This window comes from Klebsiella sp. K-Nf6, assembly GCF_002806655.1.
In the GTDB taxonomy this organism is placed as follows: Bacteria; Pseudomonadota; Gammaproteobacteria; order Enterobacterales; family Enterobacteriaceae; genus Klebsiella; species Klebsiella variicola.
Window position 1 is genome coordinate 1 of record NZ_PIBN01000006.1, and the last position, 17,725, is coordinate 17,725.

Sequence of the window (17,725 nt, forward strand, 5' to 3'; positions counted from 1 at the left end):
GCATGACCACCTTCGGTGAGTCTGCGCCGGCTGAGCAGCTGTTCGAAGAGTTCGGCTTCACCGTCGACAACGTGGTTGCTAAAGCCAAAGCACTGCTGTAATGGCTGGTACGGTGCGGGCTGATGCCCTCACCCCAACCCTCTCCCACAGGAGGGGGTGCAAAAACCAAAAACGGTAACCCCTGGGTTACCGTTTTGCTTTTACCTCGCCACCCGGCTTTTTTGTATGCACTATTCTTCGAACATGTAACCGCACTGTGAATTATTCCAAAGAAAATGTGACATAAGTCATATAGCTGGTTTATTGCTCTGGACAAACATTCCTTTTATTCCTTGTTTCGCTTATTCTAGCTGAAGCGTTTCAGTCGTTTAAATGTTCGACAATTAATCAATCAGTCGCAGTTTGCAGCTGGTAAGGTTCCCCTCAGAGCGTTGCTGGATTACTCTGTCAGCCACCTCAAAACAGGGTTAGCCTTGCAGGAGATCTATGACCATTCGCATCGCGATTAATGGCTTCGGTCGCATAGGACGCAACGTGGTTCGCGCTTTGTATGAATCCGGGCGTCGTGCGGAAATCACCGTGGTGGCAATCAATGAGCTGGCTGATGCGGCGGGTATCGCGCATTTGTTGAAATATGATACCAGCCATGGCCGCTTCGCCTGGGATGTCCGCCAGGAGCGCGAGCAGCTGTTTGTTGGCGATGATGCCATCCGCCTGTTACACGAGCCGACCATTGCGGCGTTGCCCTGGCGCGAGCTGGCGGTTGACGTGGTGCTCGACTGCACCGGCGTATACGGTAGTCGTGAACACGGCGAAGCCCATCTGCAGGCTGGCGCGAAGAAAGTGCTCTTCTCCCATCCTGGCGGCAACGATCTCGACGCGACGGTGGTATACGGCGTTAATCAGGACGAGCTCCGCGCCGAGCACCGCATTGTCTCCAACGCCTCCTGTACTACCAACTGCATTATTCCGGTCATTAAATTGTTAGATGATGCCTATGGCATTGAGTCCGGCACCGTCACCACTATCCACTCGGCGATGCATGACCAGCAGGTGATTGACGCCTACCATCCGGATCTACGGCGTACCCGCGCGGCCAGCCAGTCGATCATTCCGGTGGATACCAAACTGGCGGCAGGGATCACCCGTATTTTCCCGCAGTTTAACGACCGTTTTGAAGCGATTGCCGTGCGAGTACCGACGATAAACGTGACGGCAATTGACCTGAGCGTGACGGTGAAAAAACCGGTAAAAGCATGTGAAGTCAACCAGTTGCTGCAAAAAGCAGCACAAGGTGCATTTCATGGTATAGTTGACTATACGGAATTACCGTTGGTCTCGACAGATTTTAACCACGATCCGCACAGTGCTATTGTTGATGGCACGCAAACCCGGGTCAGTGGCGCGCATCTGATCAAAACGCTGGTCTGGTGCGATAACGAATGGGGCTTTGCTAACCGAATGCTCGACACGACGTTAGCGATGGCGGCTATTGGTTTCAGGTTCGACGCGTAAACGTCGACAAAACTTTATGAATCAACGAGAGGATTCACCATGTCTGTAATTAAGATGACCGATCTGGATCTGGCTGGTAAACGCGTTTTTATCCGTGCGGATCTGAACGTACCAGTTAAAGACGGGAAAGTAACCAGCGACGCACGTATCCGTGCATCTCTGCCGACCATTGAACTGGCGCTGAAGCAGGGCGCGAAAGTCATGGTTACTTCTCACCTGGGTCGTCCGACCGAAGGCGAGTACAACGAAGAATTCTCTCTGCTGCCGGTTGTTAATTACCTGAAAGACAAACTGTCCAACCCGGTACGTCTGGTTAAAGACTACCTGGACGGCGTGGAAGTGGCTGCCGGTGAGCTGGTGGTTCTGGAAAACGTTCGCTTCAACAAAGGCGAGAAAAAAGACGACGAAGCGCTGTCCAAAAAATACGCCGCGCTGTGCGACGTGTTCGTCATGGACGCTTTCGGTACTGCGCACCGTGCGCAGGCTTCCACCCACGGCATCGGCAAATTTGCTGACGTGGCGTGCGCAGGCCCGCTGCTGGCTGCTGAACTGGACGCGCTGGGTAAAGCGCTGAAAGAGCCGGCTCGTCCGATGGTCGCTATCGTGGGTGGTTCTAAAGTGTCCACCAAACTGACCGTGCTGGATTCCCTGTCTAAAATCGCTGACCAGCTGATCGTTGGCGGCGGTATTGCTAACACCTTCGTTGCCGCGCAAGGCCATAACGTCGGTAAATCCCTGTACGAAGCAGACCTGGTTGATGAAGCTAAGCGCCTGCTGAGCACCTGTGATATCCCGGTTCCGACGGACGTTCGCGTGGCGACTGAGTTCTCCGAAACCGCGACTGCAACCCTGAAGTCTGTTAACGACATTAAAGATGAAGAGCAGATCCTCGACCTTGGCGACGTTTCCGCACAGAAACTGGCTGATATCCTGAAAAATGCCAAAACCATCCTGTGGAATGGCCCGGTCGGTGTATTCGAATTCCCGAACTTCCGTAAAGGGACTGAGATCGTGGCTAACGCTATCGCGGACAGCGAAGGTTTCTCCATCGCCGGCGGCGGTGACACCCTGGCAGCGATCGACCTGTTCGGCATCGCTGACAAAATCTCCTACATCTCCACTGGCGGCGGCGCGTTCCTTGAATTCGTCGAAGGCAAAGTCCTGCCGGCAGTAGCGATGCTCGAAGAGCGCGCTAAGCAGTAATTCAGTTCAGGCGGGGAAACCCGCCTGTTTTTCAGCGCGCTTAAGGGCTCGCGAACCTTCTTCAACGGTCGAAGATACAGATACAGGACTAAGTAACATGTCTAAAATTTTTGATTTCGTAAAACCGGGCGTCATCACTGGCGACGACGTTCAGAAAGTGTTCCAGGTAGCTAAAGAAAACAACTTCGCTCTGCCGGCGGTAAACTGCGTGGGTACTGACTCCATCAACGCCGTTCTGGAAGCTGCTGCGAAAGTTCGTTCTCCAGTTATCGTTCAGTTCTCTAACGGCGGCGCAGCGTTCATCGCGGGCAAAGGCGTGAAAACTGACGTTCCTCAGGGTGCTGCTATCCTCGGCGCTATCTCTGGCGCGCACCACGTGCACCAGATGGCTGAGCACTACGGCGTGCCGGTTATCCTGCACACTGACCACTGCGCGAAGAAACTGCTGCCGTGGATCGACGGTCTGCTGGACGCGGGTGAAAAACACTTCGCCGCTACCGGTAAACCGCTGTTCTCTTCTCACATGATCGACCTGTCTGAAGAGTCCCTGCACGAAAATATCGAAATCTGCTCTAAGTACCTGGCGCGCATGGCCAAAATGGACATGACCCTGGAAATCGAACTGGGTTGCACCGGTGGCGAAGAAGACGGCGTGGACAACAGCCACATGGACGCTTCTGCCCTGTACACCCAGCCGGAAGACGTGGATTACGCGTACACCGAGCTGAGCAAAATCAGCCCGCGCTTCACCATCGCCGCTTCCTTCGGTAACGTACACGGCGTGTATAAACCGGGTAACGTGGTTCTGACCCCGACCATCCTGCGCGACTCTCAGGAATATGTTTCCAAGAAACACAACCTGCCGCACAACAGCCTGAACTTCGTCTTCCACGGCGGTTCCGGTTCTTCCGCTCAGGAAATCAAAGACTCCGTCAGCTACGGCGTAGTGAAAATGAACATCGATACCGACACCCAATGGGCGACCTGGGACGGTATCCTGCAGTACTACAAAACGAACGAAGCTTACCTGCAGGGCCAGCTGGGCAACCCGAAAGGCGAAGACCAGCCGAACAAGAAATACTACGATCCGCGCGTATGGCTGCGTGCTGCACAGACTTCCATGGTGACCCGTCTGGAGCAGGCATTTAAAGAGCTGAACGCGATCGACGTTCTGTAAGAAAAATCTGTTTCTTACCCTGAAGCCCGCAGCAATGCGGGCTTTTTTATTACTTTAACAACAGGATAGCGAGCAGGAAAACTGTGATCCATTTGGCAAAACGTGCACTTATTGTTTACCCTATAACCTGACTGCCCTGTTGCAGGCTGAGTTATTTACTTCCCCGTTCGGGGATTCATAAGGAATGTTAAATGGAAGATTTGAACGTTGTCGATAGCATCAACAACGCCGGGACGTGGCTGGCACGCAACCAGGAGCTGCTGCTGAGCTATGCCGTCAACATCGTTGCCGCTATCGTTATCCTGATTATCGGGATGATCGTGGCGCGCATCGTCTCTAACACCGTCAACCGCCTGATGCTGGCGCGTAAGATTGATGCCACCGTTGCTGATTTTCTCTCGGCGCTGGTGCGTTACGCGGTTATCGCCTTCACCCTGATTGCCGCCCTGGGCCGGGTCGGTGTGCAGACCGCCTCGGTCATTGCTGTGCTGGGTGCCGCCGGTTTGGCGGTGGGTTTAGCGCTACAGGGATCGCTGTCGAACCTTGCCGCAGGCGTACTGCTGGTGATGTTCCGCCCGTTCCGTGCGGGTGAATATGTCGATCTCGGCGGCATCGCCGGCACCGTGCAGAACGTGCAGATTTTCTCCACCACCCTGCGTACCGCAGACGGCAAAATCGTGGTGGTGCCGAATGGCAAAATCATCGCCGGCAACATCATTAACTTCTCCCGCGAACCGGCGCGCCGCAATGAGTTTATCATTGGCGTATCCTACGATGCCGATATCGACAAGGTGAAGCAGCTGCTGACCTCGATTATCGAATCTGACGATCGTATTCTGCGCGATCGCGAAATGACTGTACGCCTGAACGAACTTGGCGCCTCATCGGTGAACTTCGTGGTTCGCGTGTGGAGCAAAAGCAGCGATCTGCAAAACGTCTATTGGGACGTGCTGGAGCGTATTAAGCGTGATTTCGATGCCAACGGCATCAGTTTCCCGTATCCGCAGATGGATGTGCATGTGGTCCGCCTGCCGGAAAAGGCAGAGTAAATCGCCACTGACAGAGTCAGGCCGGCCATGCCGGCCTTTTTTAATGGCGTGTTATTAGCTTATCTAATTAATGATTAATACTTTCAATTTCCGCTAATAATCCATTCGCGTTATAGTCAGCGCCACTCTCGAACACAGCGGAAAAATCCTTATGTTTACCTATTACTTTCAGGGCCTTGCCCTGGGAGCGGCAATGATTTTGCCGCTTGGCCCGCAAAATGCTTTTGTGATGAATCAGGGGATCCGTCGTCAGTATCACCTGATGATTGCCCTGCTGTGCGCGGTCAGCGACTTGCTGTTGATCTGCGCCGGTATTTTTGGCGGTAGCGCGCTGCTGATGCAATCCCCGTGGCTGCTGGCGATAGTGACCTGGGGCGGCGTGGCCTTTTTGCTGTGGTATGGCTTCGGCGCACTGAAAACGGCGTTCAGTCAGAATCTTGAACTCGCCAGCGCCGAGGTGATGCAGCAGGGGCGCTGGAAAATCATTATCACCATGCTGGCGGTCACCTGGCTAAACCCGCACGTTTACCTGGATACCTTTGTGGTGCTGGGCAGCCTGGGAGGTCAACTGGCGGTGGAGCCGAAGCGCTGGTTTGCGCTGGGGACCATTAGCGCCTCTTTCCTGTGGTTTTTTGGCCTGGCGCTGTTAGCCGCCTGGCTGGCGCCTCGGCTGCGTACCGCCAAAGCCCAGCGGATCATCAATATTGTGGTCGGTGCCGTCATGTGGTTTATTGCGTTTCAGCTGGCAAAAGAGGGCGTCGACCATATCCTGGCGTTGCTCAACTAAGCGTTGTCCGATGGACTTTCCTGCTGTACGCGCTAAGCTTGCTGGCATGCGTCCCGTAAGGGCGATTTAAGTAACATGGAGAAACGACAGTGAAGTTAAAAATCTTGGCCCTGGCGGCAGCACTCGGATTTAGCACAATGGCGGCACAGGCAAACGAATTGCCAGACGGTCCGCACATTGTGACTTCAGGCACAGCAAGCGTTGCCGCGGTTCCGGATATTGCTACCCTGGCGATCGAAGTGAATGTCGCGGCGAAAGATGCCGCATCGGCGAAAAAACAGGCAGACGACCGCGTCGCGCAGTATCTCTCTTTCCTTGAAAAGAGCGGTATCGCGAAAAAAGACATCAGCTCGGCGAATTTGCGTACCCAGCCTGATTATGACTATCAGAACGGGAAAAGCATTCTCAAAGGCTATCGCGCGGTGCGCACCGTGGAAGTGACGTTGCGCCAGCTGGATAAACTTAACGGCCTGCTGGACGGCGCGCTGAAGGCGGGGCTGAATGAAATTCGCTCCGTTTCGCTGGGTGTTGCGCAACCGGATGCCTACAAAGATAAGGCGCGTAAAGCGGCCATTGATGACGCGGTGCATCAGGCGCAGGAGCTGGCGGCTGGTTTCCACAGCAAGCTGGGGCCGGTCTACAGCGTGCGTTACCACGTCTCCAACTATCAGCCGAGCCCGATGGTTCGTATGATGAAGGCCGCTGACGCAGCGCCAGTCTCTGCCCAGGAAACCTACGAGCAGGCGACTATCCAGTTTGACGACCAGGTTGACGTGGTCTTTGAGCTGCAGCCAGCTCAGGCCGCCGCGCCAGCCGCGCCGGCGAAACCGGCGGAAGAGCCGAAACCAGCGCAGTAAGCGATAGAAACAAAAAAGCCACTTCCGGGAAGTGGCTTTTTTTATGCCGGCGATTTAATCCTGACGCAGCACTTTGTGGCCGTAATCAATAAGCGCATCGGTCACCCGGCGCATCATGCGGCTTTCCGGTGCAAAGCGGTGCCAGTACAGCATACGACGCTGGAACAGACCGGGCGTGAGGTCGATAAGCTCGCCGCTTTTCAGCTCTTTTTCGATTTGCAGATGCGGGATCATACAGCAGGTAGTGCCCTGGCGCGCCAGTTGTACGAAGGCTTCCGACGAGTTGACGATGTGGCAGGGAACGCTACCCGGCGGCAGGTCGAAGTTTTGCTGCAGGAACGCCTGATGCATATCGTCCAGATGATCAAAGGCGACGACCGGCGCTTTCAGCAGCGCAGAACGCGTCACGCCATTCGGGAAATAGCGTTGCGCAAACTCTTTTGAGGCGACAAACAGGTAATCGAGCGCGCCGAGCTGATCCACCAGGCAGCTTGGCAGCGCCTGCGGCTGGATACTCACTGCGCCTACCACTTCCCCACGGCGCAGGCGCTCCTGGGTGCGGGTTTCATCTTCCACCTGCAGGTTGAGACGAATAGGGGAGTCTGACAGAACATTGGCCAGCGCCGGCAGCAGCCAGGTTGCCAGACTGTCGGCGTTCACCGCCAGCGACAGCAGCAGCGGCGTGGAGCCAGTCTGCTCGTCGCCCAGCCACTCTTCTTCCAATAGTTCAACCTGGCGCAACAGAGCCAGCAGCTTTTGCCCCTGCTCGGTAGGGCGTGGCGGCACGGTGCGCACCAGCAGCGGCTGACCGAACATATTTTCCAGCTGCTTAATACGCTGTGAGACGGCGGACTGGGTAATACATAGCTTCTGCGCGGCGCGCTCAAATCCTCGTTCCCTAATCACCGCATCCAGCGCTTGTAGTGTTCTGTAGTCCGGTCGTTTCATTATTCTGGCGTGCCCCCATAACTAATCGTTATCTCGCACTATGACATAAATTTTTATTTGATACAGACGAAATTGGTCTGCTCAGTTGTGTGATCTGCATCGCAGGGACATTTCCACTGTCGATGTTCTATAATGCGCCACAGGCATTCACATCTCGGACCATAATTATGACGCAGGATGAACTGAAAAAAGCAGTAGGTTGGGCGGCGCTGCAATACGTACAGCCAGGGACCATTGTCGGCGTGGGTACCGGCTCGACGGCGGCCCATTTTATTGACGCGCTGGGCACGATGAAGGGGCAGATTGAAGGTGCGGTCTCCAGCTCCGATGCCTCTACCGAAAAGCTCAAAAGCCTCGGGATCACCGTCTTCGATCTCAACAGCGTCGATCGCCTGGGGATCTATGTTGATGGCGCAGATGAGATCAACGGCCATATGCAAATGATCAAAGGCGGTGGCGCGGCGCTGACCCGTGAGAAGATCATTGCCTCGGTCGCCGATAAATTTATCTGCATCGCCGATGCCTCCAAGCAGGTTGATATTCTCGGCGCATTTCCGCTGCCGGTTGAAGTCATTCCGATGGCGCGCAGCGCCGTCGCGCGTCAACTGGTCAAGCTGGGCGGTCGTCCGGAGTACCGTCAGGGCGTGGTTACCGATAACGGCAACGTGATCCTGGACGTGCATGGCCTGGAAATTCTTGATGCCGTCGCGCTGGAGAATGCCATCAACGGCATTCCTGGCGTCGTGACCGTGGGGCTGTTCGCCAACCGCGGGGCCGACGTGGCGCTGATCGGAACTGCCGATGGCGTGAAAACCATCGTAAAATAGTCTGTCCGCAGGGAGCCAACCGGCTCCCTCGCAAATATTTTTTCACCTGGTGCAATTTGGTGACTTCTGTCACATTTATGCAACCATCCTGATTAACAAACTACCATTAATCTTCTTTCTGGTGTTTTGTCCTGCCATTTGCTTCTGGATGACATTTCTTCAGGACGGCGACGCAAACGTTCATATTGCCGCGATAGTTTTTTTTGATATGTTGCTGAGACGAACTTTCGTTCAGCACGACATTAGTTAAGACAAAACAGGACGGGGAAATGGCTAAGGTATCACTGGAAAAAGACAAGATTAAATTTCTGCTGGTTGAAGGTGTGCATCAAAAGGCAATCGATAACCTTCGTGCAGCAGGTTACACCAACATCGAATTTCACAAAGGCGCGCTGGACTCCGAAGAGCTGAAAGCGTCGATCCGTGATGCCCATTTCATCGGCCTGCGTTCCCGTACTCATCTGACTGAAGAGATTTTCGCCGCGGCAGAAAAACTGGTAGCAGTTGGCTGCTTCTGTATCGGTACCAACCAGGTGGATCTGGACGCGGCAGCGAAGCGGGGTATCCCGGTATTTAACGCCCCGTTCTCCAACACCCGCTCGGTGGCGGAGCTGGTCATCGGCGAACTGCTGCTGATGCTGCGCGGCGTGCCGGAAGCCAACGCCAAAGCGCATCGTGGGGTATGGAATAAGCTGGCGGTGGGCAGCTTTGAAGCGCGCGGCAAGAAACTGGGGATTATCGGTTACGGCCATATCGGTACCCAGCTCGGCATTCTGGCGGAATCACTGGGGATGCATGTCTTCTTCTATGATATTGAAAACAAACTGCCGCTCGGCAACGCCACCCAGGTTCAGCATCTCTCCGACCTGCTGAACATGAGCGATGTGGTCAGCCTGCACGTGCCGGAAAACGCCTCCACCAAAAACATGATGGGCGCGGAAGAGCTGGCGCTGATGAAGCCGGGCGCGCTGCTGATCAACGCCTCCCGTGGTACCGTGGTGGATATTCCGGCGCTGTGCGATGCGCTGGCGAGTAAGCATCTGGCCGGGGCAGCTATCGACGTCTTCCCGACCGAACCCGCGACCAACAGTGATCCCTTCACTTCACCGCTGTGCGAGTTTGATAACGTGATCCTGACCCCGCATATCGGCGGTTCAACCCAGGAAGCGCAGGAGAACATCGGTCTGGAAGTGGCCGGCAAGCTGGCGAAGTACTCTGACAACGGGTCAACCCTGTCAGCGGTCAACTTCCCGGAAGTTTCTCTGCCGCTGCACGGCGGTCGCCGTCTGCTGCATATCCATGAGAACCGGCCGGGCGTCCTGACCGCTATCAACCAGATCTTCGCCGCGCAGAGCATCAACATTGCCGCGCAGTATCTGCAAACGTCGCCGCAGATGGGTTACGTGGTTATTGATATTGAAGCGGAAGAAGATGTTGCCCAGCAGGCGCTGCAGGCAATGAAAGCGATCCCGGGGACTATCCGCGCCCGTCTGTTGTTCTAATCATTTTTGCCTCTCGGGCAGGTCGAGTACCTGCCCGTTTTTTTGTTCATACTTTCCAGGCTGAAATTCTCGTCCCCGCGTACCTACCAACTCCAGGTTTTTCCCGGGGTGATCACCGCGGGTAGCGGGATATCCCACTGTTCGCTCGGCAGGCTATCCACCTGCTGGCAGTCATGCGCGTAGCCTACAGGCTGCAGGCGATACTGCTGCCAGTTTTGCAGCGTACGGTCGTAAAAACCGCCACCCATTCCCAGTCGCTGACCACTGACATCGAAGGCTACCAGCGGGGTCACCAGCACATCGAGTTCAGCGAGCGGCAGCACGTCCCGCACATCGAGCTTCGGTTCGCGGATTTTCAGGCGATTCACTATCAGTTGGCTCTGCGGATGGTAGTGTAAAAACAACAGGTTTCCGGGGCTAAACGGATGCAGCACCGGCAGATACACCCGTTTGCCGGCGCGCCATAGCTGGTCAATTAGCGGCTGGGTGTCCAGCTCGCCATCAAAGGAGAGGAACAGCGCCACGGTATGAGCGAGTACGACCGGCGGCCAGGCCATCATCCGCTCCGCGGCCTGTTGGGCAAACAGGCGCTGTTGCTCCGGGCTGAGCGCGCGGCGACGCTCGCGGATCTGCTGGCGAATATGCTGTCTGGAGAGCGGGATATCGGGCTGTAGGGTCATGCAGGTCTCATTACGAGCAAGCGAAACAATACGAGGAAGTGTAATACAGAGCGGCAGTAGCCGAAAACTAGAGCGTTGGGATAATGCGAACTAAAGAAGGGAATCTCCGAGATGCCGCCGCAGGCTGTAACCCTTGAACCCTTGGTTCAAGGTGAATGTGTCGTCACAGTTTTAAGGCTTCTCGGACGAACCGAGCATGCTCACCAACCGTGGAGCGCCACATTCTTGTGGTATGAAATATCGGCTCAGGGGACTGGCCCGCTTGCAAACATCTCAGAGAAATTTTGTTCCTGGAATTACTCTAACACAGTTAACTGCAAAGTGTTATTCAAACTTTGACCCTGGTCTTTCGCTTATGCGACCTTGCTCAAGCAATGCTTGTTCGATGGTCTGCTGAAGCATCCGAATGCGCTGCTCCATGCTCGAAGCGTAGTCGCGGGTCTTCGCTTTTTCCTGAGTCAACTCATAGCTGATGTTCAACGCGGCGATGAAGACCAGCTGCTCAGTATTTGTGACTCTAGTGCGTTCTTTTAAATCTTGCAACCGCTGATTAAGGTCTTCAGCTGCCTGATTCAGGGCATCCCTTTGTTCAGGCGGGCAATTCACTCGCAGTGAACGGCCGAAAATTTGGAGATCTACGGGTTGTGCAGACATGCCACCTTCCTGCTGATTGACTGCGCTGCCTTCACATCCGAGCCCGGGTCTGCGAAGGGGCGACACTATAGCTACCCTGGTGCGGGGATACAAGCCCTTTTCTGGTTCACCAGGGTCCAAAGTGGTAGCATATCATGAATATTCCTCCCAACGATGACGAATGCGCATGTCTATACAGAACGAAATGCCTGGTTACAACGATGTAGACCAGTTACTGAACCAACAAGGGGTAGGCCTCACCCCGGCCGAAATGCACGGTTTAATTAGCGGATTGCTGTGCGGCGGCAACACTGACAGCAGCTGGCTGCCGCTGGTGCACGACCTGACCAACGAAGGTCTCGCCTTTGGTCATGAACTGGCCCAGGCGCTGCGTAACATGCATTCCGCCATCAGCGATTCACTGGATGACGACGGTTTCCTCTTTCAACTGTATCTGCCGGAAGGCGATGCGGTAAGCGTCTTCGACCGCGCCGACGCTCTCGCCGGTTGGGTTAACCACTTCCTGCTCGGCCTTGGCGTCAGCCAGCCGAAGCTGGATAAAGTGAAAGACGAGACCGGGGAAGCGATTGACGATCTGCGTAATATCGCCCAGCTGGGCTACGATGAAGACGAAGATCAGGAAGAGCTGGAGATGTCTCTGGAGGAGATTATCGAGTATGTCCGCGTTGCCGCACTGCTGTGCCACGACACTTTTTCTCGTCAGCAGCCAACCGCACCGGAAGTCCGCAAACCGACATTACACTAACTAAAATTCGTTCAGGGGGCGTCATGACTCAGCAGGAATTTCTCTCGCGTCGCCAGGCGCTGCTGGCGCAGATGCAGCCAGGCAGCGCGGCGCTGATTTTCGCCGCACCGGAAGCGGTGCGTAGCGCAGATTCAGAGTATCCCTACCGGCAGAACAGCGATTTCTGGTACTTCACCGGCTTTAACGAACCGGAAGCGCTGCTGGTGTTGATTAAAAGCGATGAAACGCACAATCATAGCGTGCTGTTTAACCGGGTTCGCGATCTGACCGCTGAGATCTGGTTCGGTCGCCGTCTGGGCCAGGATGCCGCGCCGGCGAAGCTCGGTGTCGATCGCGCGCTGGCATTTAGTGAAATCAACCAGCAGTTGTATCAGCTGCTCAATGGTCTGGACGCTATCTATTTCGCCCAGGGCGAATATGCCTATGCCGATGAGATTGTGTTTAACGCCCTCGAAAAACTGCGCAAAGGCTCGCGCCAGAATCTGCAGGCGCCGAACTCCGTCATCGACTGGCGGCCTGCGGTTCATGAAATGCGTCTGTTTAAATCTGCCGAAGAGCTGGCAGTGATGCGCCGCGCCGGCGAAATTTCCGCCCTTGCCCATACCCGGGCGATGGAAAAGTGCCGCCCCGGCATGTTCGAATATCAGCTGGAAGGCGAAATTCTCCATGAATTCAACCGCCACGGCGCGCGTTTCCCGTCCTATAACACCATCGTTGGCGGCGGCGAAAACGGCTGCATTCTGCACTACACCGAAAACGAATCCGAACTGCGCGATGGCGATTTAGTGCTGATTGACGCCGGCTGCGAATATCGCGGCTACGCGGGAGACATTACCCGCACTTTCCCGGTAAACGGCAAATTCAGCAAACCGCAGCGTGAAATCTACGACATCGTGCTCGAATCGCTGGAGACCGCGCTGGAGCTCTACCGCCCGGGCACTTCGATCTATCAGGTTAATCAGGAAGTGGTGCGCATTATGATTACCGGCCTGGTGCGGCTGGGGATCCTGAAAGGCGAGATTGACGAGCTGATCGCCAATAACGCCCACCGTCCGTACTTTATGCACGGCCTGAGCCACTGGTTGGGTCTGGATGTGCACGATGTCGGTAACTACGATACCGACCGTTCGCGCATACTGGAGCCGGGGATGGTGCTGACCGTCGAGCCGGGGCTGTATATCGCCACCGATGCCGATGTCCCCGCGCAGTATCGCGGCATCGGCATTCGTATTGAAGATGACATCGTCATTACCGAAGACGGCAACGAAAATCTCACCGCCAGCGTGGTGAAGAAGGCGGATGAGATCGAGGCGCTGATGGCGGCGGCGCGCCAGTCATGAGCGTGCTGATCGTCGGTGGCGGGATGACCGGGGCGACGCTCGCGCTGGCCATCTCCCGTTTGACCGGCGGCGCTCTGCCGGTCCATCTGATTGAAGCGCAGGATCCGCATTCGTCACGCCACCCAGGCTTTGACGATCGGGCGATTGCCCTGGCTGTGGGCACCTGCCAGCAGCTGGCGCGCATCGGTATCTGGCAGAACCTTGCTAAACGAGCGACGCCTATCCAGCGGGTACACGTCAGCGACCGCGGCCATGCCGGTTTTGTAAACCTGGCGGCGGCCGATTACGGCCTGTCGGCGCTGGGGCAGGTGGTTGAACTCCACGATGTCGGCCAGCGGCTGTTTAGCCTGCTGCGCGAGGCGCCGGGCGTCACCCTGCACTGTCCGGCGAAAGTGGAAGCGGTCAACCGCAGCCAGGACAGCGTCAGCCTCACCCTCGATAGCGGCGAAACGATCAACGGTAAGCTGTTGGTGGCGGCAGATGGTTCGCGTTCGTCGCTGGGCGTCCGCTGCGGCATTAGCTGGCAGCAGCAGCCGTATGAGCAACTGGCGATTATCGCCAACGTTAGCACCGCCTTGCCGCACGAAGGCCGCGCCTTCGAGCGCTTTACCGAGCATGGTCCGCTGGCGATGCTGCCGATGTCGCAAGGGCGCTGTTCGCTGGTGTGGTGCCATCCGCAGTCGCGGCGCGACGAGGTGCTGAGCAGGTCCGACGAACGTTTTTGTCAGGCGTTACAGCAGGCATTCGGCTGGCGGCTGGGGCGTATTACCCATGCCGGTAAGCGCAGCGTCTATCCGTTAGCCTTAACGACCGCCACCCGTGCGGTGTCACACCGTCTGGCGCTGGTCGGCAACGCGGCGCAGACGCTGCATCCGATCGCCGGGCAGGGCTTTAATCTTGGCCTGCGCGATGTGATGAGCCTGGCGGAGATGCTTGCCGACGCGCACGTGGCCCGCGACGATGTGGGCGATTATTCCCTGCTGTGCCGCTACCAGGCACGGCGGGCAGGTGATAAAGCCGCCACTATCGGTGTCACCGATGGGCTGGTGCATCTGTTTGCCAACCGTTGGGCGCCGCTGGTGGCGGGGCGCAACGTCGGTCTGATGGCCATGGAATTATTTACCCCAGCGCGCGATGCGCTGGCGCAGCGTACCCTCGGTTGGGTTCCCCGTTAAGGAGTAAAACGTGCAAAGTGTTGATGTTGCCATTGTTGGCGGTGGAATGGTGGGACTGGCGGTAGCCTGCGGTTTACAGGGCAGTGGCCTGCGCGTCGCGGTGCTGGAGAAAGCAGCGCCGCAGCCTCTGGCCGCCGATGCGCCGCCGGCGCTGCGCGTTTCGGCGATCAATGCTGCCAGCGAAAAGCTACTGACTAAGCTGGATGTCTGGCATGAGATCGTCGCCCAGCGCGCCAGCTGCTATCACGGTATGGAAGTGTGGGACAAAGACAGCTTCGGCCGCATTAGCTTCGATGACCAGAGCATGGGCTTCAGCCATCTGGGCCATATTATTGAAAATGCCGTGGTGCATCACGCATTGTGGCAGAGAGCGCAGCGCTGCGCTGACGTCACCCTGCTGGCGCCTGCGGAGCTGCAGCAGGTAGCGTGGGGTGAAAACGAAGCCTTTCTCAGCCTGCAGGACGGCAGCATGTTGACCGCGAGGCTGGTGGTTGGCGCTGATGGCGCGAATTCATGGCTGCGTAATAAGGCCGATATTCCGCTGACCTTCTGGGATTACCACCATCATGCGCTGGTGGCGACGATACGCACCACTGAGCCGCATCAGGCGGTGGCACGCCAGGCGTTCCATGGCGAGGGTATTCTGGCCTTCCTGCCGCTGAGCGATCCGCACCTGTGCTCGATCGTTTGGTCGCTGTCGCCAGCGGAAGCGAAGCGGATGCAGGAGGCTGATGAAGCCACCTTCAACCAGGCGCTGAATATCGCCTTCGATAATTGCCTCGGCCTCTGCCAGCTGGCAAGCGAACGTGAAGTCTTCCCGCTGACCGGCCGCTATGCCCGTCAGTTTGCCGCCCACCGCCTGGCGCTGGTCGGCGATGCCGCGCATACCATCCACCCGCTGGCCGGGCAGGGGGTGAACCTTGGCTTTATGGATGCCGCCGAGCTTATCGACGAGCTGAAGCGCCTGCACGCGCAGGGGAAAGATATCGGCCAGCATTTATATCTGCGCCGCTACGAGCGCAGCCGCAAGCACAGCGCCGCGCTGATGCTGGCGGGTATGCAGGGCTTCCGCGAAATGTTCTCCGGTAGCCATCCGGCGAAGAAATTCCTCCGCGATATGGGACTCAAACTGGCCGATACGTTGCCAGGCGTGAAACCGCAGCTGATTCGCCAGGCGGTGGGTCTCAACGATCTCCCCGCCTGGTTACGTTAACCGCGTCACACTTCTTTTACCCGGCCTGCGCGCCGGGTTTTCTCCCTCATTTGAAATATTCTAATTTCACCTCTTTTTTCGCATTAGTTTTATTAATGCTCTCTTTTTTTTGTTAAAGAAATTAGGGCCGTAAAATCGCATAAAACACCATCATTGCCTTATCGATGAAAGCTTGATGTTAATTTTATGTGGCATAAATCGCTTTTTTCCAGTCAATAACTCTGTAGGCTTTTCGGCGGATTTTAGTCATAAGCTAATGTGATGCCCTGAATGAGCTTATGGTTTAGCGCCGGGTTCGGTGGTAAGTTCAGGCAAAAGAGAACGTTTGCGTCGGCGTCCGTCAGCGGTGCCGTCGCCGAATTTCGTGGCGCAAAATCGCCGACAATCTCGTGGCTGGTTCCGTTTTATTCGATGAGGAAAAGATGGCTCAACAGACTCCGTTGTATGAACAACACACGCTGTGCGGCGCTCGCATGGTGGATTTCCATGGCTGGATGATGCCGCTGCATTACGGATCCCAGATTGATGAGCACCACGCGGTGCGCGGCGATGCAGGGATGTTCGATGTGTCGCATATGACCATCGTCGATTTCCACGGCAGCCGGATCCGCGAGTTCTTGCGCTATTTGCTGGCCAACGATGTGGCGAAGCTGACCACCCCAGGCAAAGCGCTCTACACCGGCATGCTGACCGCCTCCGCCGGTGTCATCGATGACCTGATTGTTTATTTCCTTTCTGAAGATTATTTCCGCCTCGTTGTTAACTCCGCCACCCGCGAAAAAGACCTCGCCTGGATCTCCGAACAAGCTGAACCCTACGGCCTTGAAATTACCGTTCGCGACGATCTGTCGCTGATCGCGGTCCAGGGTCCGCAGGCGAAAGCGAAGGCGGCGACGCTGTTCACCGACGCTCAGCGTCAGGCTGTGGAAGGCATGAAGCCGTTCTTTGGCGTGCAGTCCGGCGACTTGTTTATCGCCACCACCGGTTATACCGGCGAAGCGGGTTATGAAATTGCGATGCCGAACGAGCAGGCGGCTGATTTCTGGCGCGGTCTGCTGGACGCTGGCGTTAAGCCGTGTGGTCTTGGCGCGCGCGATACCCTGCGCCTGGAAGCCGGGATGAACCTGTACGGCCAGGAAATGGACGAAGGCGTCTCGCCGCTGGCGGCGAACATGGGCTGGACTATCGCCTGGGAGCCCGCCGATCGTAACTTCATCGGCCGCGAAGCGCTGGAAATGCAGCGTGAAAAAGGCACCGAGCAGCTGGTGGGCCTGGTGATGACCGAGAAAGGCGTCCTGCGCGGCGGCCTGCCGGTACGTTTTACCGATAGCGACGGTAATCAAAAAGAAGGCATTATCACCAGCGGCACCTTCTCGCCGACGCTGGGCTACAGCATCGCGCTGGCTCGCGTGCCGGCCGGGATTGGCGACACCGCGGTGGTGCAAATTCGTAACCGTGAAATGCCGGTAAAAGTGACTAAACCTGGTTTTGTACGCAATGGCAAAGCCATTGTGTGATTTCCCTTTTTTGGAGATGAATTGATGAGCAACGTACCAGCAGAACTGAAATACAGTAAAGAACACGAATGGCTGCGTAAAGAAGCGGACGGCACCTATACCGTCGGGATCACCGAGCACGCGCAGGAGCTGCTTGGCGATATGGTTTTCGTTGACCTGCCGGAAGTGGGCGCCACCGTTGAAGCGGGCGCCGATTGCGCCGTTGCTGAATCCGTGAAAGCGGCTTCTGATATCTACGCGCCGATTAGCGGTGAAATCGTTGCCGTTAACGAAGAGCTGAACGACTCTCCGGAACTGGTCAACAGCGACCCGTATACCGACGGCTGGATCTTCAAAATCAAAGCCAGCGACGAAGCGCAGGTTGCCGCGCTGCTGGATGCGACCGCTTATGAAGCTTTATTAGAAGACGAATAAATACGCTTCATCCTTCACGCTGCAGAGGCGTTGGCTTCCTGGCTCCCCCCGGTCACTTACTGTTGTAAGCCCCCGGGGAGTCGCTGTGTCGCCGCCTTCCTGCAACGTGAATGATTTTGCGT

18 protein-coding genes and 1 other RNA gene are annotated in these 17,725 nt (G+C 56.4%); 15 read left to right on the forward strand and 4 right to left on the reverse strand.

The genetic code is table 11. From position 1 onward, the window contains the following. The 7 genes from CWM61_RS30145 to CWM61_RS11730 form a co-directional block, all read left to right on the forward strand. Nucleotides 1-101: hypothetical protein (locus CWM61_RS30145; RefSeq protein WP_371339710.1), on the forward strand; the 101-nt coding region annotated here is incomplete at its 5' end. A gap of 385 nt (nucleotides 102-486) precedes the next feature. Further along, entirely contained in the window at nucleotides 487-1,515 is a 1,029-nt protein-coding gene (epd, locus tag CWM61_RS11705; protein ID WP_061153339.1) for an erythrose-4-phosphate dehydrogenase, read from the forward strand. 39 nt (nucleotides 1,516-1,554) lie between these two features. Continuing rightward, entirely contained in the window at nucleotides 1,555-2,718 is a 1,164-nt protein-coding gene (gene pgk / locus CWM61_RS11710; protein WP_039102545.1) for a phosphoglycerate kinase, read from the forward strand. A 97-nt stretch (nucleotides 2,719-2,815) separates the two neighbouring features. Further along, complete coding sequence (gene fbaA / locus CWM61_RS11715) at nucleotides 2,816-3,895, forward strand: class II fructose-bisphosphate aldolase (RefSeq protein ID WP_008806452.1); 1,080 nt, start codon at nucleotides 2,816-2,818, stop codon at nucleotides 3,893-3,895. Between the two features lie 191 nt (nucleotides 3,896-4,086). Next, nucleotides 4,087-4,944 carry a small-conductance mechanosensitive channel MscS gene (locus CWM61_RS11720; protein ID WP_061153340.1) on the forward strand — a complete coding sequence of 286 codons (858 nt, stop codon included), beginning with the start codon at nucleotides 4,087-4,089 and terminating at the stop codon, nucleotides 4,942-4,944. A 151-nt stretch (nucleotides 4,945-5,095) separates the two neighbouring features. Then, nucleotides 5,096-5,731 (forward strand): arginine exporter ArgO, encoded by a 636-nt coding sequence (argO, locus tag CWM61_RS11725; protein WP_100631270.1) that lies wholly within the window; start codon nucleotides 5,096-5,098, stop codon nucleotides 5,729-5,731. A gap of 89 nt (nucleotides 5,732-5,820) precedes the next feature. After that, nucleotides 5,821-6,588, forward strand: coding sequence for an oxidative stress defense protein (locus tag CWM61_RS11730; RefSeq protein ID WP_074387599.1), 768 nt, complete (start codon nucleotides 5,821-5,823; stop codon nucleotides 6,586-6,588). A gap of 54 nt (nucleotides 6,589-6,642) precedes the next feature. On the opposite strand, the gene argP is transcribed toward CWM61_RS11730, so the two are convergent. Further along, on the reverse strand, nucleotides 6,643-7,536 hold the full coding sequence (gene argP / locus CWM61_RS11735) for a DNA-binding transcriptional regulator ArgP (RefSeq protein WP_008806448.1): 894 nt from the start codon (nucleotides 7,534-7,536) through the stop codon (nucleotides 6,643-6,645). A gap of 167 nt (nucleotides 7,537-7,703) precedes the next feature. Between argP and rpiA the strand changes: the two genes are divergently transcribed. Then, on the forward strand, nucleotides 7,704-8,363 hold the full coding sequence (gene rpiA, locus CWM61_RS11740) for a ribose-5-phosphate isomerase RpiA (protein WP_074387600.1): 660 nt from the start codon (nucleotides 7,704-7,706) through the stop codon (nucleotides 8,361-8,363). Between the two features lie 269 nt (nucleotides 8,364-8,632). Further along, nucleotides 8,633-9,865, forward strand: coding sequence for a phosphoglycerate dehydrogenase (gene serA, locus CWM61_RS11745; protein ID WP_074387601.1), 1,233 nt, complete (start codon nucleotides 8,633-8,635; stop codon nucleotides 9,863-9,865). A gap of 83 nt (nucleotides 9,866-9,948) precedes the next feature. On the opposite strand, the gene CWM61_RS11750 is transcribed toward serA, so the two are convergent. The 3 genes from CWM61_RS11750 to zapA all read right to left on the reverse strand — a co-directional run bounded on the left by CWM61_RS11750 (nucleotide 9,949) and on the right by zapA (nucleotide 11,199). Then, on the reverse strand, nucleotides 9,949-10,545 hold the full coding sequence (locus CWM61_RS11750; RefSeq protein WP_012540577.1) for a 5-formyltetrahydrofolate cyclo-ligase: 597 nt from the start codon (nucleotides 10,543-10,545) through the stop codon (nucleotides 9,949-9,951). 99 nt (nucleotides 10,546-10,644) lie between these two features. Further along, a non-coding RNA gene (ssrS, locus tag CWM61_RS11755) (6S RNA) lies at nucleotides 10,645-10,828 on the reverse strand. Between the two features lie 41 nt (nucleotides 10,829-10,869). After that, nucleotides 10,870-11,199 carry a cell division protein ZapA gene (gene zapA / locus CWM61_RS11760; RefSeq protein ID WP_004205298.1) on the reverse strand — a complete coding sequence of 110 codons (330 nt, stop codon included), beginning with the start codon at nucleotides 11,197-11,199 and terminating at the stop codon, nucleotides 10,870-10,872. Between the two features lie 166 nt (nucleotides 11,200-11,365). Here zapA and CWM61_RS11765 point away from each other — a divergent pair, with 166 nt between their 5' ends. The 6 genes from CWM61_RS11765 to gcvH all read left to right on the forward strand — a co-directional run bounded on the left by CWM61_RS11765 (nucleotide 11,366) and on the right by gcvH (nucleotide 17,603). Next, nucleotides 11,366-11,944: a YecA family protein gene (locus CWM61_RS11765; protein WP_008806444.1), complete on the forward strand. Its 579-nt coding sequence runs from the start codon at nucleotides 11,366-11,368 to the stop codon at nucleotides 11,942-11,944. A gap of 23 nt (nucleotides 11,945-11,967) precedes the next feature. Then, the gene (gene pepP / locus CWM61_RS11770; protein WP_074387603.1) at nucleotides 11,968-13,284 is read left to right on the forward strand and encodes a Xaa-Pro aminopeptidase; all 1,317 of its coding nucleotides are present in this window, start codon (nucleotides 11,968-11,970) and stop codon (nucleotides 13,282-13,284) included. Then, the gene (gene ubiH, locus CWM61_RS11775) at nucleotides 13,281-14,459 is read left to right on the forward strand and encodes a 2-octaprenyl-6-methoxyphenyl hydroxylase (protein WP_100631271.1); all 1,179 of its coding nucleotides are present in this window, start codon (nucleotides 13,281-13,283) and stop codon (nucleotides 14,457-14,459) included. Before pepP ends, ubiH begins: the two co-directional genes overlap by 4 nt. A 10-nt stretch (nucleotides 14,460-14,469) precedes the next feature. Next, nucleotides 14,470-15,672 carry an FAD-dependent 2-octaprenylphenol hydroxylase gene (ubiI, locus tag CWM61_RS11780; protein ID WP_100631272.1) on the forward strand — a complete coding sequence of 401 codons (1,203 nt, stop codon included), beginning with the start codon at nucleotides 14,470-14,472 and terminating at the stop codon, nucleotides 15,670-15,672. Between the two features lie 422 nt (nucleotides 15,673-16,094). Beyond that, entirely contained in the window at nucleotides 16,095-17,189 is a 1,095-nt protein-coding gene (gcvT, locus tag CWM61_RS11785; protein WP_008806440.1) for a glycine cleavage system aminomethyltransferase GcvT, read from the forward strand. A gap of 24 nt (nucleotides 17,190-17,213) precedes the next feature. Next, on the forward strand, nucleotides 17,214-17,603 hold the full coding sequence (gene gcvH, locus CWM61_RS11790; RefSeq protein ID WP_023290979.1) for a glycine cleavage system protein GcvH: 390 nt from the start codon (nucleotides 17,214-17,216) through the stop codon (nucleotides 17,601-17,603). Nucleotides 17,604-17,725 lie beyond the last annotated feature (122 nt).